Annotated in this window: 18 protein-coding genes; 12 read left to right on the top strand and 6 right to left on the bottom strand. The window is 60.0% G+C overall.

Annotated elements, in window-relative coordinates; genetic code table 11:
- Positions 1-11: 11 nt before the first annotated feature.
- From mutL to H8790_RS12560, 9 genes are all read left to right on the top strand, one after another.
- On the top strand, positions 12-2,024 hold the full coding sequence (gene mutL, locus H8790_RS12520; protein WP_187332847.1) for a DNA mismatch repair endonuclease MutL: 2,013 nt from the start codon (positions 12-14) through the stop codon (positions 2,022-2,024).
- 21 nt (positions 2,025-2,045) lie between these two features.
- Positions 2,046-2,237, top strand: coding sequence for a DUF6440 family protein (locus H8790_RS12525; RefSeq protein ID WP_187332848.1), 192 nt, complete (start codon positions 2,046-2,048; stop codon positions 2,235-2,237).
- 1 nt (position 2,238) lies between these two features.
- Positions 2,239-3,183, top strand: a complete 945-nt coding sequence (gene miaA / locus H8790_RS12530; RefSeq protein ID WP_187332849.1) for a tRNA (adenosine(37)-N6)-dimethylallyltransferase MiaA — start codon at positions 2,239-2,241, stop codon at positions 3,181-3,183.
- A 71-nt stretch (positions 3,184-3,254) separates the two neighbouring features.
- Positions 3,255-3,482: an RNA chaperone Hfq gene (gene hfq / locus H8790_RS12535; RefSeq protein WP_187332850.1), complete on the top strand. Its 228-nt coding sequence runs from the start codon at positions 3,255-3,257 to the stop codon at positions 3,480-3,482.
- Positions 3,483-3,531: 49 nt separating this feature from the next.
- Entirely contained in the window at positions 3,532-4,740 is a 1,209-nt protein-coding gene (locus H8790_RS12540) for an HlyD family efflux transporter periplasmic adaptor subunit (protein WP_187332851.1), read from the top strand.
- A 41-nt stretch (positions 4,741-4,781) separates the two neighbouring features.
- A complete protein-coding gene (locus H8790_RS12545) occupies positions 4,782-5,480 on the top strand; it encodes a YggS family pyridoxal phosphate-dependent enzyme (RefSeq protein ID WP_187332852.1) in 699 nt (232 codons plus the stop codon).
- A 31-nt stretch (positions 5,481-5,511) separates the two neighbouring features.
- Positions 5,512-5,964, top strand: coding sequence for a cell division protein SepF (locus H8790_RS12550; protein ID WP_187332853.1), 453 nt, complete (start codon positions 5,512-5,514; stop codon positions 5,962-5,964).
- Between the two features lie 119 nt (positions 5,965-6,083).
- Entirely contained in the window at positions 6,084-6,752 is a 669-nt protein-coding gene (locus H8790_RS12555; RefSeq protein ID WP_187332854.1) for a DivIVA domain-containing protein, read from the top strand.
- 63 nt (positions 6,753-6,815) lie between these two features.
- On the top strand, positions 6,816-7,694 hold the full coding sequence (locus H8790_RS12560; protein WP_187332855.1) for an HAD family hydrolase: 879 nt from the start codon (positions 6,816-6,818) through the stop codon (positions 7,692-7,694).
- A gap of 133 nt (positions 7,695-7,827) precedes the next feature.
- On the opposite strand, the gene H8790_RS12565 is transcribed toward H8790_RS12560, so the two are convergent.
- Positions 7,828-8,826, bottom strand: coding sequence for an ornithine cyclodeaminase family protein (locus tag H8790_RS12565; protein ID WP_187332856.1), 999 nt, complete (start codon positions 8,824-8,826; stop codon positions 7,828-7,830).
- A gap of 40 nt (positions 8,827-8,866) precedes the next feature.
- Positions 8,867-10,294, bottom strand: coding sequence for a sodium:solute symporter family protein (locus H8790_RS12570; RefSeq protein WP_187332857.1), 1,428 nt, complete (start codon positions 10,292-10,294; stop codon positions 8,867-8,869).
- Between the two features lie 198 nt (positions 10,295-10,492).
- Here H8790_RS12570 and H8790_RS12575 point away from each other — a divergent pair, with 198 nt between their 5' ends.
- Entirely contained in the window at positions 10,493-11,119 is a 627-nt protein-coding gene (locus tag H8790_RS12575; protein ID WP_187332858.1) for a GntR family transcriptional regulator, read from the top strand.
- Between the two features lie 67 nt (positions 11,120-11,186).
- Here H8790_RS12575 and H8790_RS12580 read toward each other — a convergent pair whose 3' ends face one another.
- Positions 11,187-12,875: a peptidoglycan DD-metalloendopeptidase family protein gene (locus H8790_RS12580; protein WP_187332859.1), complete on the bottom strand. Its 1,689-nt coding sequence runs from the start codon at positions 12,873-12,875 to the stop codon at positions 11,187-11,189.
- Between the two features lie 296 nt (positions 12,876-13,171).
- Between H8790_RS12580 and pta the strand changes: the two genes are divergently transcribed.
- Complete coding sequence (gene pta / locus H8790_RS12585; protein ID WP_187332860.1) at positions 13,172-14,149, top strand: phosphate acetyltransferase; 978 nt, start codon at positions 13,172-13,174, stop codon at positions 14,147-14,149.
- A gap of 39 nt (positions 14,150-14,188) precedes the next feature.
- Here pta and H8790_RS12590 read toward each other — a convergent pair whose 3' ends face one another.
- Together H8790_RS12590 and H8790_RS12595 are read right to left on the bottom strand one after the other, a co-directional pair.
- Positions 14,189-14,413: a helix-turn-helix domain-containing protein gene (locus H8790_RS12590; RefSeq protein ID WP_187332861.1), complete on the bottom strand. Its 225-nt coding sequence runs from the start codon at positions 14,411-14,413 to the stop codon at positions 14,189-14,191.
- Positions 14,394-14,639 carry a helix-turn-helix domain-containing protein gene (locus H8790_RS12595; RefSeq protein ID WP_187332862.1) on the bottom strand — a complete coding sequence of 82 codons (246 nt, stop codon included), beginning with the start codon at positions 14,637-14,639 and terminating at the stop codon, positions 14,394-14,396. The genes H8790_RS12590 and H8790_RS12595 overlap by 20 nt, the downstream gene beginning before the upstream one ends.
- Before the next feature lie 101 nt (positions 14,640-14,740).
- Between H8790_RS12595 and H8790_RS12600 the strand changes: the two genes are divergently transcribed.
- The gene (locus H8790_RS12600) at positions 14,741-14,917 is read left to right on the top strand and encodes a hypothetical protein (RefSeq protein ID WP_187332863.1); all 177 of its coding nucleotides are present in this window, start codon (positions 14,741-14,743) and stop codon (positions 14,915-14,917) included.
- A gap of 29 nt (positions 14,918-14,946) precedes the next feature.
- On the opposite strand, the gene H8790_RS12605 is transcribed toward H8790_RS12600, so the two are convergent.
- A complete protein-coding gene (locus H8790_RS12605; RefSeq protein WP_318646856.1) occupies positions 14,947-15,231 on the bottom strand; it encodes a helix-turn-helix domain-containing protein in 285 nt (94 codons plus the stop codon).
- Between the last annotated feature and the right edge of the window lie 124 nt (positions 15,232-15,355).

Below are 15,355 nucleotides of genomic sequence, written 5' to 3' on the forward strand. Positions count from 1 at the left end.
GGAACCGGAACATGGCAAGAATTCAACAACTGAGCTCCCATGTGGCGGACCTGATTGCCGCCGGCGAGGTGGTGGAGCGCCCTGCCAGCGTGGTGAAGGAGCTGGTGGAAAACGCGGTGGACGCGGGCGCGACCGCCGTGACGGTGGAGGTGCGCCGGGGCGGCATGGGCTTGATCCGTGTCACGGACAACGGCTGCGGCATCGCGCCGGAGGAGCTGCCCACCGCCTTTTTGCGCCACGCCACCAGCAAGCTGCGCCAGGAGAGCGACCTGGGGAAGATCGGCACGCTGGGGTTTCGCGGCGAGGCGCTGGCCGCCATCTCGGCCGTGTCCCGGCTGGATATCTGCACCTGCCCCGCCGGGGCGCTGACCGGCGCCCGGCTCCATCTGGAGGGGGGCGTGCCCGGCCGGGTGGAGGAGACCGGGGCTCCTCAGGGCACCACGGTTTCAGTACAGGACCTTTTTTACAACACACCGGCCCGGCTCAAGTTCATGAAGAAGGACATGGCTGAGACGGCGGCGGTGATGGGGCTGATGCAGCACCTGGCGCTGTCCCACCCGGAGGTTTCCTGCCAGTTCATCAAGGACGGCGTGGAGGCCCTTCACACCCCGGGGGACGGGAAGCTGTCCTCCGCCGTGTACGCCGCACTGGGCCGGGACTTTGCCCACAGCCTGGTGGAGGTCTCCGGCCGGGGCGGCGAGGTGGCGGTGCATGGCTTTGTCACCAAGCCCCTGGCGGGCCGAGGGTCCCGCAGCATGCAGACCTTTTTTGTCAACGGCCGCTTCATCAAGTCGCCTCTTTTGACGGCGGCGCTGGAGGAGGGCTACCGCAACCAGATTATGAAGGGCCGCTTTCCCGGCTGCGTGCTCCATGTGGAGCTGCCGGTGACGGCGGTGGACGTGAACGTCCATCCGGCCAAAACCCAGGTGAAGTTCGCCCGGGAGAAGGAAGTCTTTGACGCCGTGTTCCACACGGTGCTGGACGCGCTGGACCAGGATGGGAAACCAGCGGCCCCCGCTCACCGGGAGGACTTCTTCAAGGCCATGGACGCCCAAACCTATCGGGAGAGTGTTGGCGGACGGGCGGATGGGGTTCCCGTGCCCTCTGCGGCCCCAAGGCCCTCTGCTCCGGCGCCCTCCGGCACGCGGCCCATCGTTCCTGCCGCGCCCGTACGCCCCGCCGCGCCGGCCGTGCGACCGGCGTCAGGCCGTATTGTGCTGCCCGCTCAGCCTCCGGCCTGGGACACGGAGCTGAGCGGGAAGTGGGCGGTGCATGACACGGCGCCTCAGGCCCCGGCCTACCGGCGGGAATCTGAGTTCGCCCCGCCGGACGCGGAGCCTTTGCGTGGAGAGCGCGCGGCGGGCGGGGAGAAGCCGGCTTTGGCGGAGCAGACTGCCGGGCGCCCTCCGGAAGCGGAGCAGCAGTCCATGCCCCTGCCCGACGGGGGAGGCGGGGACGATGAGACGCCCTGGCGCATTGCCGGGGAGGTGCTCAAGACCTACATCATCTGCGAGGAGGCGGGCGGCAGCGTGTGGCTCATCGACAAGCACGCCGCCCATGAACGGGTGAATTTTGACCGCATGAAGGCCCGCCTGGAGCCTCCCATGCGCCAGCAGCTCCTCTCGCCCATTGCGCTGGGGCTTTCCCGGGAGGACGGGGCGCTGCTGCTTGAGAACCTGGAGCTATTAAGGGAATTCGGCTTTGCCTGCGAGGATTTCGGCGGTGGGTCGGTCCTGGTGCGGGAGGTGCCCGCGGACATCGACGCGGCCGACGCGGAGGCCACGCTGGAGGAGTTTGCGGAAAATTTGCGCAGCGGCCGGGACGTGGATGAGCGCAGGGAGAAGCTGCTCCACACCATGGCCTGCAAGGCCGCCATCAAGGCGGGCATGGAGAGCTCTGAGCAGGAGCTGCGGGTGCTGGTGGACCGGGTCCAGTCGGGGGAGATCAAATACTGCCCCCACGGCCGCCCTGTGGCGGTGAAGCTAAGCCGCTACGAATTGGAGAAGATGTTCAAGCGGGCATAGTGCCCGCAAGGGAGGAGCCATATGGGAAAGGAAAAGCGATTTGTCCGGGTTTATAAGGAATCCTCCATTGGGGAGTCCAACGAGGTCTGGGTGGACCGGACCAGCGGCGTGAATTATTTTTACCACAGCTCGGGCTACGGCGGCGGGCTGACGCCGCTTCTGGGAGCGGACGGCAGGCCGCTGGTCACACGGTTGATGGACACGGAGGACTGACATGGCGGGAAAGCTGATCTGTGTGGTGGGCCCCACCGCCTCGGGGAAGACCCGCCTGGGCGTGGAGATCGCCATGCGCTGGGGCGGCGAGGTGGTCAGCGTGGACTCCATGCAGATCTACCGGGGCATGGCCATTGGCACTGCGGCACCCACGCCCGAGGAGATGCGGGGTGTCCCCCACCACATGGTGGGGGTGGCCGATCCGGCGGAGAGCTGGTCTGTGGCCCGCTTTGTCCAGGAGGCCACCCATTGCGTGGAGGACATCCTCCGCCGGGGAAAGCAGCCGGTCCTGGTGGGCGGCACGGGCCTCTACCTGGACGCTCTAATCCGGGGCGAACGCTTCGCCCCCGGCGGCTCCGGCGGGGCAATCCGCCATGAGCTTCAGGAGCGGCTGGAGCGCCAGGGCATCGAACCGCTGCTCCGGGAGCTGCGCCAAGTGGACCCCCAGGCCGCCGAGCGGCTGCATCCGGCGGATGAAAAGCGCATCCTGCGGGCGCTGGAGGTCTATCTGGAGACGGGAAAGACCATCACCGCCCACAACGAGGAGAGCAGGCTCCGGCCGCCCCGGTATGAGGCGGTGTATATCGGCCTTGCCTTCCGGGACCGGGAGGAGATGAAGCGCCTCATCGATGCCCGGGTGGAGCGCATGGTGGCCGATGGGCTGGTGGATGAGGTGAAGGCTCTTTTGCAAAGCGGCCTCCCCCGGGACGCCACCGCGCTCCAGGCCATCGGCTACAAGGAGTTTGCCGGTGTGATCGAGGGGGAGAAGAGCGAGGAGGAGGCCATTGAAGAGGTCAAGCTCCGTTCCCGCCAGTATGCCAAGCGGCAGCTCACGTGGCTGCGCCGCAATCCGGAGATTCACTGGATTTGGTGGGAAAAGGAGCGGGATTTTGCCGCGGCGCTCCGCCGTTCGACAGAAATCCTCACCGCCCAGGGCTTAGGATAAGCTCAGGCGGGCGCAGGACGTCCGTACTTCAAAGAAGCGGCCATGCCGCAAGAGAGAAAAGGGGACGTTTTATGCAAAAGCAAGCCAACTACCAGGAACTGTTTCTTTCCCAGGTGAGACGGGGCCGGATCCCGGTGACGGTATTTCTGGTGAATGGGTTCCAGCTGCGGGGCGTGATTTCCGGCTTTGACAGCTTTGTGGTGATGCTGGACAGCGACGGCAAGCAGCAGATGATCTATAAGCACGCCATCTCCACGGTGGTGCCGGCCAGGTCGGTGGAGATGAAGGAAGAGGAATAAAAAAAGGCGGCCCTCGGCCGCGGGCGTCTACAGAAGAAAGGAAAGCTTCATGAAGTCGGGTGTCACAAAAGGAATTTTGACCGTGCTGATGCTGGGCATCCTGGCCTACTTTGGGATCCAGATCGGCGGATACTTCTCCGATCCGCTGTCCACGGTCACGGCCTACGAGTATCAGGTGGAGGACGCGGTCACCGTCACCGGGTACGTGGTGCGCCAGGAGGAGGTGCTCTCCGACGCCGGCGCCGGGGTGCTGGACCTGCGCCGGAGCGAAGGGGAAAAAGTGGGCGCGGGCCAGACGCTGGCCGTGGTCTACAAGGACCAGTCCACCCTGGACGCCCGGGATCAGATCGAGGCGCTTTCCGCCCGTCTGGAGCAGCTTCAGTACGCCCAGGACGCCTCCCTCTCCTCGGAAGTGTCGCTGCGGCTGGACAGCGACATCCTCTCCCGGATCACCAGCCTGCATACGACGCTCTCCGAGGACAAGCTGACCTCGGCGGACAGCGTCCTCTCCGACCTGCGGTCCCTGATTTTAAAACGGGACTATACATATACCGACGCGGCGGACCTCTCCGGAGAGATCGCCGACGTGCAGAGCCAGATCCAGGCCCTGCGCTCTACGACCTCGGCGGCCACCACAGTGATCGCCGCCAAGAGCTCTGGCGTCTATTCGGCGGTGGTGGACGGCTATGAGACCGTCCTGGTGCCGGACACGCTGAAGACCATGACGGCGAAGGAGTTCCGCGCCATCGAGCGGGACGGATCCGTCTCCTCCCGGGTGGGGAAGCTGATCTACGGCGACACCTGGTATTTTGTGACGCTGCTGCGCCAGTCCGACGCCGAGAGCCTGGCCTCCAGCACCACGCTGCGCTTTGCAAAGGGCATCGACACGCCCTTCCGCGTGAAGGTGGAGTCCGTGAGCGAGCCGGAGGAGGGCCGATGCGTGGTGGTCTTTTCCACCAACAAGTTCCTCTCCGAGGTGACGCTGCTGCGCCAGCAGAGCGCGGACGTGGTCCGCTCCTCCCATGAGGGGCTGCGGGTGCCGCGCAGCGCCGTCCGTGTGGACGAATCGGGCCAAAGCGGCGTCTACTGCCGGGTGGGCGTCACCGCCCGGTTTAAGCCTGTGGAGGTGACCTACACCGGGGAGGACTTCTGCCTGATCCGGGGCACGTCCGATGAGGACAAGCGCCGGCTGCGCGCCGGCGACCAGGTGATCCTGTCGGCGGGTGAGCTGTACGACGGAAAGATTGTGGGAAATTGACGGAGGAAACAGAGAAGCGTTTGGGAAAGGAAGGCTTTCATATGACTATTGCGGAAAACATTGCACAAGTGCGCCGGAATATCGCCGACGCAGCCCGGGAGGCGGGCAGGGCGCCGGAGGAGATCACCCTGGTGGGCGCCAGCAAGATGAACGACGCGGCCGCCTGCCGGGAGGCCATTGCCGCCGGCATCGACGTGCTGGGGGAGAACCGGGTCCAGGAGATGCTGCAAAAGTACGAACAGCACGCCTACGACGGCGCGCCGCTGCACTTTATCGGCCACCTGCAGCGCAACAAGGTCCGCCAGGTGGTGGGCAAGGTGGAGCTGATTCAGTCCGTGGGCAGCCTGGAGCTGCTGGAGGAGATTGAAAAATGCGCCGCCAAGCAGGGCCTGCGGCAGAAGGTGCTGCTGGAGGTCAACATCGGCGGGGAGGAGAGCAAGTCCGGGTTTGCGCCCTCGGAGATGATGGGCGCGGCGGAGCAGGCCCTGAAAAAAGAACACGTCGAGGTCTGCGGGGTCATGACCATCCCCCCGGTGGAAACGGCTCCCCATGCAAATATGGTGTTTTTTCATCAAGTTCACACACTATATGTTGACATGAACGAGAAATTGTTTCATAATAAATTAAAATACCTGTCCATGGGCATGAGCGGCGATTACGCCGATGCCATCCGTGCCGGTGCCACCATGGTCCGCGTGGGCACTGCGATCTTTGGCGCCCGGAATTATGGCGCCCAATAAACGACTTACACAAGAAGAGGAGGCTGCGGCCATGAGCATTCTGGACGAGCTGAAGAAGTGGACTCATCCCTATGAGGATGAGGACGAGGAATATGAGGACGACTTCCCTGACCTGAGCAAGAAGGAGTCCCCCTTTGAGGACCGGCGCTCGGAGCGCAAGGCCGTGGCCGAGGACCGGCGCAACAAGGTGGTAAACATCCACGCCACCACCCAGCTGAAGGTGGTGCTGGTGAAGCCGGAGCGCTTTGAAAACGCCTCTGAGATTGCCGACCACTTGAAGGACAAGCGCACCGTGGTCATCAACCTGGAGTCCACCAACAAGGACATTGCCCGCCGCCTGATCGACTTTTTGTCCGGCGTGGCCTATGCCGGCGAGGGCAAGATCAAAAAGGTGGCTGCCAACACGTACATCATCACCCCCTACCATGTGGACATTGAGGGCGACCTGATCGACGAGCTGGAGAACAACGGCCTGTACTTTTGAGCGCCGGTCCTGAACGCCGAAGAGACGGCCGCCCTGCCGCGGCCTGGGAATGTGTGGCCTGAGCTGGTCAGGCTGATGAATAAAGACAGGGGCGACGCCCCTATGGGAGGGTTTTTCTGATGCTGACGCCGCAGGAGGTTTCAAACCACGCCTTTACCAAGGCGATGATGGGTGGCTACAACATGGCCATGGTGGACGAGTTCCTGGATGAACTGACCGACGACTATACGTCGCTTTACAAGGAGAACGCCGCGCTGAAGGCGAAGCTGAAGGTCCTGGTGGACAAGGTGGAGGAATACCGCTCCACGGAGGACGCCATGCGAGCCGCGCTGCTGACGGCCCAGAAGATGGCGGGCAGCATTGTGCAGGAGGCCGAGAAGAAGCGGGACGAGCTGCTTGCCGAGGCGGAGACCAAGGCCAGAGAGCGGATCGGCGACCTGCAGAACGAGGTGTCGGCGCAGCAGCAGCGGCTGAGCGCCGGCCAGCAGTCCCTGGCGGAGTTCATCCGCACCTCCAAGGAGGCCTGTGAAAAGCAGCTGGCGTTCTTGGAGGGGCTGCCGGAGCTGCCGGTCCAGGCGGTGCAGCCCCCGGAGGAGAAGAGCCACTCCGTTGAGGAGATCGAAGAACAGATCCTGGCCGCCTACAACGAAGAGCAGCCTGCCGCCGGGGAGCCGGAGGAGGAGAAGCCTGCGAAGGAAGAGGAGCAAAACCCCTTCTTAGACGACGCCACCCGGACCATCAACCTGGATGATCTGAAGTTCGGCCGCAACTACAACGGCGGGAAATAATGGAAAGCGGCTCTTGCAAGAGCCGCTTTTTTTCTGAGCCGCGAAAGAGAAAGGAGGGGCGCCATGACGCCCATCGTCGCCATCCTGTATGATTTTGACAAGACTCTCTGCACCACGGACATGCAGGATTACGCCTTCATCCCCAGCCTGGGGATGACCCCGTCCGAGTTCTGGCGCAAGGCCAACCGGTTCGGCTGGGAGAACCACATGGACGGCATCCTGGCCTACATGTACACCATGCTTCAGGAGTCCAGGAGCAGGAACCTGCCCTGGACCCGCCAGGGCCTGGTGGAAAAGGGCCGGAGCATCGTTCTTTTCCCAGGGGTGCAGGACTGGTTCCGGCGGATCAATGCGTTCGGAGCGTCCCAGGGGGTGGAGGTGGAGCACTACATCATCTCCTCCGGCCTGCGGGAGATCATTGAGGGCTCGTCCATCAGCGGCGAGTTTAAGGAAATCTACGCCAGTGAGTTCTATTACGATGAAACCGGCGTGCCGGTGTGGCCCAAGCTGGCGGTCAACTTTACGGCCAAAACCCAGTTCGTCTACCGCATCAACAAGGGCGTGCTGGACGTGTCCAACGACAAGGACCTGAACGCCTCCATGCCCGATGACAGCAAGCGGGTGCCTTTCACCAACATGATCTACATGGGCGACGGGCTCTCCGACGTGCCCTGCATGAAGATGATGCGGGCCTACGGCGGCCAGGCCATCGCCGTGTACCAGGACGGCAACCGCCCCGGCGTGGAGGACCTGCTGAGCAAGGGGCGGGTGGACTTCATCTTCCCGGCGGACTACAGCGAGGGCACGGACCTGGACGCCACGGTGAAGAACATCATCACCAAGATGTCCATTTTGGACCGACTGACGGAGGAGAACACACAGCAGCTCAAGCGGATCGGCTGGGACGTGCTGCCAGACCAGGCCAGTTTGTTCCAGGATTGACAGGAATAAAGGCGGAAGCCCCCGGGAGTGTGGACCCGGGGGCTTCCTTGGCAATAAGAAGAAAGTGAGTGTATTCAAATGTCAGCAGGAATAGAACAAGGTATAAAAACAGGAGCAGAAGTTTACAAGGGACTTACAGGAAGTTGAAGGAACCGCCCAGACCTTTTTCCAGGGCCCGCTTGTAGGCTACGCCAGCCACGGCGATATCCATGGCACCGGTGCCAATGGGTACGCAGACAATGCGCTCGTTCTGGGGATTGGAAACCGGCTTCTTGCCGGCGGCCACATCGCCGATGGTGGCATAGATGTCCTCTTCGTGGAGCTTTCCGGCCGCCGCCACATCGTGCAGAGCGCCGCGGTGCATGCACTGACCAATATGGTCCACGATGATCTTGTCGGCGTTCAATAGCAGCTCATCCTCGCACTCGGTATAGGAGCCCATGGGAAAGACGATCTGGCCGGGCTTGATCCACTCGCTTTTGATGAATTTATCTTTGGACTGGGTGAAGCCCACCACCACGTCGCCGATGGAGGCCTCCTGGGGCTCTTTGCAGACAATAATCTCGCCCTTGACCGTGTCCTTCATGTCCTCTTTGAACTTTTCGGCAGCGGCGGGGAACACGTCGTAAACCCGCAGCTCCTTGATGTCAAACAGCTCCGCGAAAGCCAGGGTCTGCATGTGCCCCTGCATGCCGGCGCCGTAAAGGCCGATGGTGATCTCCTTGCCGGGATGCATGTACTTGGCGGCCACGGCAGCCTGGGCACCGGTGCGCAGGTTTGTGATCAGGGCGCCGTCCATGACGCATTTGAACTCACCGATGGCGGGGTCGATCAGCATGATCATGGCGGTGACGTAGGGCAGGCCCATTTCCCGGCGCTTGCCCAGGAAGCCGCCGGCCCACTTGATGCCCGCGATGTCCTCCCAGCCCACATAAGCGGGCATGGCGTTCATAAAGCCATGGTAGTCAGGATAGGAGGCTGTTTCGCCCAGGTCAAGGTTGACCTTGGTGGGATTGATGGTGGTACCCTCGCCGAAGCCGACAAAGGTTTTGTCCACGATCTCAACAATGTCCTTCATAGTGAGGAGGCTCTTGATATCGGATTGGTTCAGCAACATTGTCTTGTGTTCCATGCTTTTTTACTCCCTTTCCATTTCAATGATTGATGTAAACTTATTCCTTCGGGGAAACCTTGCTCTGCTTGCTCAGCATACTGCCCAGGAACAGAGCCGCTACGGAGGCCACCAGCCCCCAGATCACATAGGGCACGGAGGACTTGAGCAGCGTGGCTGCCACGCAGCCCAGAATGCCGCACACCATGCTGGCCCGGATGCCCATGGTGGTCAGCATATTCTTCTTGCGCAGGGCATAGCCCAGATACATGGGCGCGGCCAGTCCGGCGGCGGAATAGGCATAGGTGGTGACGATGGCGTTGAGTACGTTAGGGTAGACGATAGACAGCACAGCCGCTATGAACAGAACCAACACGCTCAGCATCCGGGAGAGCTTCAGAACCTGCTGGCTGCTGGCTTCGGGATGGACGGGCTGATAGATGTCGTGGGTGATATTCACCACCACGGACTGGGCGGCGGAACTGATGGTGGACATGATGGTGGCCACGATCAGCCCGGCGAACAGGGCGATCAGCCCAATGGGCAGCTGGGTCAGCAGCCAGCCTGTGGCGTTTTCCCCCTCCAGGCCGGGGTTCATGGCGTGGATGCCCAGGCCCAGATAGCACGACCAGATCAGGGCGATGAAGGTGACGCTGCCGGAAATCACCAGACTCTTGTTGATCTGCTTTTTCTCCTTCATGGCGCAGATGCGCTGGAAATACATCTGGTTGGTCATGCCGCCGGGCACGGTGGCAAAGATCCACAAAAATACAGTGCTCCAACCCACGCTGATAAAGCCTTTGGGCATGTCAATGATCTCAGCGGGCACCAAGGAGCGGATTTCCGCCAAGGAGCCGCCGTTCTTTACCACAAAAGCCAGCGTGACGATCATCATCAGGATCATGAAGCAGGCGAAAAAGAAGTCGGTCCAGGCCACGGTTTTCATACCCGCGGGCATGACGAACAGAATGCTGAACACCGCGATGGCAATGATCAGAACTTCCAGGGGAATGCCGGTGATTTCCCGGTAGATCTTGGCAAAGGCGGTCATCTGGGAGATCAGCCAGCCGAAGGGCACCAGGATGGTCAGGATGGAGGCGAGAAATCGCACGAAGCGGTCGTCCTGACAGAAGCTTCCCACCATGTCGGGGATGGTCTCAAACTCATTCTCCCGGATCCAGTTTCCAATGAGCATATAGATCAGGAAGGGTAGACAGGCGAACAGGGAATAGATCATCATGGCCAGGCCGTTGTTATAGGCGTTGCCGACCTGGCCTACCAAAACGCCGCCGCCCATGGCGCTGGCGAACTGGGTGCCGATCACAACGTAGAGGGGGAGGCTGCGTCCGCCGATGTTCCAATCATCGGTGGCGTCACTGCCAGTGTGCTTTTTCCCGCGGTTGTTGATCAAAGTCGTCAGCAGGAAGCTGAAGGCCAAAATTCCGATGGTCGCCGCGACTGTGATCAGAGCTTTCGTCGTTGATGTCATGTTTCACCCTCTTTTCTGTAGTAGGCTCCTGGAGGATTGCTACAAATCGTGCACGATTCTTACTAAGAGAATAATGCATGATGCACAATTTGTCAAGAGGGACATTTGCCATCTTTTTCCCCAGGCGCCGGCAACATTGACGAATCGGGAAAAGAGGGGTAAAATAATAAAATTAGCGCTGCAAGGGAAGTGATGTATATGGAGGCTGTTACCGTCAAGCAGATGATCTATCATACGCTGAAAGAGCGTATTTTGGACGGCCAGTATGCCTTTGGGGAAAAGTTGAATATCGACGCCATCTGCAAGGACTTGTCCGTCAGCAACTCTCCCGTCCGGGAGGCGCTGGCCCTGCTGGTGAAGGATCATTTGGTGGTTATGCGGCCCAATACCGGTGCCCATGTGGTGGAATTGACGCCCCGGATTTACAATGAGCTGACGGACGCGGTAAATACCATGCTGCTTGGGGCGTACGAGATTTGCTGCCGCCGGGGGAAAAAGCAGACGCTGCTGCTCCAGCTGGAACAGCGCTATGAGGACCTTCTGGCCAGCTTGTCCTCCGGGGAAAAGGCGCGGATTTATGGCATCCTGTATTTTGACCGCTGCTTTGTCACCGCCACGGAAAACGATATGTTCCTCTCCATGTTCGACGGCCAGCTGGACTTTTTATACCTGGCCTATGTTTATAACCATTGCGACCGCTCCATTGACTGGGAGCACAATGCCCAGCGCAGCCGGGCCCTGATCGAGGCAGTCCGGGAAGGGAAGAGTGAGCTGGTCAAGGATATCCTGTGCGAGCGATCCAACTCCCACATTGCCGGGGATTGAGACAACAGACCGAAAAAAAACGCCTCCCCAGTCCTAAACGGACGAGGGAGGCGTTTTTTTATTTTGCTTAAGGCAGGTAGTTCAGGGGATTCTTGGGCGTTCCCTTGTAGCGGATTTCAAAGTGGCAGTGGTTGCCCGTGGAGTTGCCGGTGGAGCCCATGCGGGCCACCTGCTGGCCCTTGTACACGTGGTCGCCCACGCTGACCAGGAGGCTGGAGTTGTGGCCGTAGTAGGTCACATAGCCGTTGCCGTGGTCGATCTGGACCAGATAGCCATAGCCGCTCATCCATCCGGCGTAGACCACAGTGCCGCCGTCGGCCGCGCACACGGCGGTGCCGTAGCCGTTGGCGATGTCGATGCCCTTGTGGTTCTTGGAGGCCTTGGCATAGCTCAGGTTCCGGTAGCCGTAGCGGGAAGTGATCCGGCCGGAGCAGGGCCAGCGGAAGTTGCCGGTGGCCACCCAGGTGGGCCGCTCCAGTGTGCCGCGGGCCTGGACTTCGGTGGTGGGGTTCACCAGCGTGACAGAGGAGAGCACATCCCGCTGGGTTTCCTCGCCGTTGACATAGGTGACGTTGGCCACCACGTCGGCGGAGCCGTAGGAACCGGCGGAGAGTACCTTGTAGTCGCCCTGATAGAGGTAGGCGCTGTCCTGGTACTCGATGGCGTAGGGTATATCCTCCACATAGCGCTCCTGTTGGACCTGGGTGACGGTCAGGTAGGGCACCGCGTTGGAGATGGTCAGCACGTCGCCGATGGCGATCTTGTTGATGTCGTAGCCGGGGTTCATGGCCAGAAGTTCCTTGGAGGTCATGTCGTAGCGCTCCGCGATCTCAGACCAGGTGTCGCCCTTGACCACGGTGTAGGTCACCTCGCCGGCCTTGGTGCTGTTGAGCAGCTCGGCGATATAGCCCAGGTTCATCACCTTGTCCGTGGGCACGTACTCCGGGCGGATCTGAACGTCCTCGATGATGTCACAGGAGACGGTGTTCTCGTCGGTGTAGGCCTCCCGGATCTGCTGGAGCAGCTCCTCGAGGGCGCCCTCATAGGTGGTGGCGCCAATGAGCTCGCCGTCCACGTACAAAGAGTAGCCGTAGGTGACCAGGCCCAGCTGGTCGGAAAGCTCCTCCTCCAGCGTGGCCTCGTCCACCAGCGCGGACCGGGAGATGAAGCCGGAGGTGTACTGGATGCGGTTTTCGTCGATGGTGTAGGCGCTGCCCAGGGTGCGGGCGGTGATGCGCTCCAGGTCGGTAAAGGCGCTTTCCACCGTGTTCAGCGAGCGGACGGAGGCGATGACGCTGCCGTCGAACTTCACCGTGGTGCCGAAGGTGTAGAGGGAGGAGAGGACGGCCAATACCGCCACCACTGCCGCCGAGCTTAAAAAGAGGGCGGGGTGGATTTTGCGGCGCTCCAAACCGGAACGCAGGTGGGCGTAGGCGTTGATGCTTCTTTTGCGAAGGCTCCAGGTCTTTTCCCGCAGCGTGCAGCCCAGCATGGGGAGCATGCCCCAGGCAAAGAGGAACAGCTGCACGGGGCGGCGCTGGGACTCGGGAAAGCGCTTGGCCCGCTTCTCCCGCACCAACCGCTTGGTCTGGCGGTGCAGGGTGCGGACGCGGCGCGCTGCCGCACCGGGCAGGCTTGCAACAAAGGACAGGGCCCGTTCGCCGCCTGTGTGGACGGCCTGGGCGGCGCGGACGGCGGCGCTGGATTGCTCCTCCTGCCGCTTGTCAGACTCTTTTATCTGCAGTTCAGCGTTCATGCAATCTCCCTTTCAGGAAATAGTTACAATTTGTTACCGCCTTATGATACCCTCTTTTTGCCTATCCGTCAAGTACTTTTTCGCCGAAAAAATGTCAACTATCCCTTGTGTTCTGGTAGTTTTTGTAACTACAGCATCTTGTGCAATCGGCTGACCCGGCGGGGGAAGGGAGGCACATTTGAAATATTTGTAACTTTTTCATGAAAAAAAGAGGCACTTTTTATTGACCCTGCGGTTGGGGCGTGTATAATAAAAACAGTATGAGTTTTGATAACTATTTGGGAGGCAAATGACGTATGTTTAATTTCCTGATCAACAAGCTGAAGGCGCATCCCCGTAAGATCGTCTTTACGGAGGGCACCGATCCCCGCATTTTGGAGGCGTCCGCCCGGCTGCTGTCCGGAACGTTCCTGACCCCGGTGCTGGTGGGCAACCCCGATGAGGTCCAGAAGGCCGCCGAGGAGGCGGGCTTCAACATCCGCGGCGCGGAGATCATGGACCCCGAGAACTTCCCGGAGATGGAGAAGATGGTCTCCACCCTGGTGGAGCTGCGCAAGGGCAAGATGACCGAGGAGGACTGCCGCAAAAATTTGAAAAAGGGCAACTACTTCGGCACCATGCTGGTGAAGATGGGCTATGCCGACGCCCTGCTGGGCGGCGCCACCTACTCCACCGCCGACACGGTCCGCCCCGCGCTCCAGATCATCAAGACCAAGCCCGGCAGCAAGATCGTCTCCTCCTGCTTCATCCTGGTGCGCCCCTCCGCCACCGGTGAGAACGAGGTGCTGGCCATGGCCGACTGCGCCATCAACATCAAGCCCACGGAGGACGAGCTGGTGGAGATCGCCCTGGAGACCGCCAACACCGCCCGCACCTTTGGAATCGACCCGAAGATCGCCTTCCTGAGCTATTCCACCATGGGCTCCGGCAAGGGCGAGGACGTGGACAAGATGCGAAATGCCTGCGAGAAGGCCAAGGCCGCCGCGCCGGAGCTGGCCATCGACGGCGAGCTTCAGTTCGACGCCGCCGTGTCCCCCAACGTGGCCCATACCAAGTGCCCGGAGTCCAAGGTGGCCGGCCATGCCAACACCTTCATCTTCCCGGACATCAACGCCGGCAACATCGGCTACAAGATCGCCCAGCGCCTGGGCAGCTTTGACGCCTACGGCCCCATCCTTCAGGGCCTGAACGCCCCCATCAACGACCTCTCCCGGGGCTGCAACGCCATGGAGGTCTATTCCATGGCCATCATCACCGCCGGTTTGGTGGACTGAGAAAAAAGACACGGAGCGAAAGCCCCGTGTCTTTTCTTATTATTTTGGTATGGGTTCATACGGTTCCGGATTGTTGGTGCGGCCCAACAGATAATCCACACTGGTATGGTAGAAGTCAGCCAATGCACACAGCACGGACACTGGGACATCATTTTCTCCTGTTTCGTATTTGGAATACCCTGACTGGGACATATTCAAATACTCTGCGACCTGTGTTTGGTTCCAATCTTTATCTTCACGCAAGTCACGTATCCGCAGATTCATGCGATTTCCCCTTTGGATAAGGTTTTTCTATATCTGTTCTTCCCACCAAATAGTCGATGCTGGTATGGTAGAAGTCTGCCAATGCATCCAGATGTTCAATTGGCATCACACGTTTCCCAATTTCATAGTTACTGTACGTCCTCTGGTCAATTCCCAGATATGCGGCAATTTCCTTTTGCGCATAATCGCCATCTTCCCGCAGGTCACGGATTCTCCATCTGTTCATCAACCTTCTCACCTCTGGGGGCAGTATATTTTACTATTATTTGTTCCTGTTGACTTTACTAACGAACGATAGTAAAATAAATTTTTGTGAGGTGATAAGAAATGATCCCGTACAAAAAAATGTATGCTCTCTTAATGGGCGCCGTTTCCGATGCATTGGATTCCATGGACGCCGGGAATTTCCCGCAGGCGAAGAAGCAGTTGCTGACCGCAGTAGACGGAATAGAAAACCTCTACATTGAAGCTTCCTTAAACTTAGAAGACGCGCACGACGAATGACCGTCGTGCGCTTTTTATTTTGTGCGTTATCAGGAATAGGGATATCTTTCATCGGTGAGTCCTATCAGATAATCCACGCTGGTGTGATAGAGGTCAGCCAATACGATCATTTGTCGTGCTCGGATGCGACTTCTCCCTTTTTCATAATCACCATACGTCTTACGGCTTACGCCCAGCAGTTCAGCAACCTGTTTCTGACTCAAGCCCTTCTCAATCCTCAAATCCCGTATTCTTGGATACACCCGTCTCACCCCGCAATAGTACTTTTGAATACCATTGATGATACCACAGAACAAGTGTGCAATGTTCGTCACAGTACTAATAAGTACTGCACAGGGAGAGCTATCAAGCTATTCAGAGTGTTTTGATGAAAAATTTGAAAGAAACCTAAGGCGGACCGCGCAAAACCCCTCCGCGCTCCTATGGAGCGCGGAGGGG

The organism is Oscillibacter hominis (assembly GCF_014334055.1).
GTDB lineage: Bacteria > Bacillota > Clostridia > Oscillospirales > Oscillospiraceae > Oscillibacter > Oscillibacter hominis.

Coding starts and splice junctions, on each gene's coding strand:
- H8790_RS12545 (WP_187332852.1), top strand. CDS start 4,782: ATGACTATTGCGGAAAACATTGCACAAGTGCGCCGGAATATCGCCGAC.
- H8790_RS12560 (WP_187332855.1), top strand. CDS start 6,816: ATGACGCCCATCGTCGCCATCCTGTATGATTTTGACAAGACTCTCTGC.
- pta (WP_187332860.1), top strand. CDS start 13,172: ATGTTTAATTTCCTGATCAACAAGCTGAAGGCGCATCCCCGTAAGATC.
- H8790_RS12555 (WP_187332854.1), top strand. CDS start 6,084: ATGCTGACGCCGCAGGAGGTTTCAAACCACGCCTTTACCAAGGCGATG.
- H8790_RS12525 (WP_187332848.1), top strand. CDS start 2,046: ATGGGAAAGGAAAAGCGATTTGTCCGGGTTTATAAGGAATCCTCCATT.
- H8790_RS12550 (WP_187332853.1), top strand. CDS start 5,512: ATGAGCATTCTGGACGAGCTGAAGAAGTGGACTCATCCCTATGAGGAT.
- H8790_RS12565 (WP_187332856.1), bottom strand. CDS start 8,826: ATGGAACACAAGACAATGTTGCTGAACCAATCCGATATCAAGAGCCTC.
- mutL (WP_187332847.1), top strand. CDS start 12: ATGGCAAGAATTCAACAACTGAGCTCCCATGTGGCGGACCTGATTGCC.
- H8790_RS12575 (WP_187332858.1), top strand. CDS start 10,493: ATGGAGGCTGTTACCGTCAAGCAGATGATCTATCATACGCTGAAAGAG.
- H8790_RS12570 (WP_187332857.1), bottom strand. CDS start 10,294: ATGACATCAACGACGAAAGCTCTGATCACAGTCGCGGCGACCATCGGA.
- hfq (WP_187332850.1), top strand. CDS start 3,255: ATGCAAAAGCAAGCCAACTACCAGGAACTGTTTCTTTCCCAGGTGAGA.
- H8790_RS12580 (WP_187332859.1), bottom strand. CDS start 12,875: ATGAACGCTGAACTGCAGATAAAAGAGTCTGACAAGCGGCAGGAGGAG.
- H8790_RS12540 (WP_187332851.1), top strand. CDS start 3,532: ATGAAGTCGGGTGTCACAAAAGGAATTTTGACCGTGCTGATGCTGGGC.
- H8790_RS12600 (WP_187332863.1), top strand. CDS start 14,741: ATGATCCCGTACAAAAAAATGTATGCTCTCTTAATGGGCGCCGTTTCC.
- miaA (WP_187332849.1), top strand. CDS start 2,239: ATGGCGGGAAAGCTGATCTGTGTGGTGGGCCCCACCGCCTCGGGGAAG.
- H8790_RS12590 (WP_187332861.1), bottom strand. CDS start 14,413: ATGAATCTGCGGATACGTGACTTGCGTGAAGATAAAGATTGGAACCAA.
- H8790_RS12595 (WP_187332862.1), bottom strand. CDS start 14,639: ATGAACAGATGGAGAATCCGTGACCTGCGGGAAGATGGCGATTATGCG.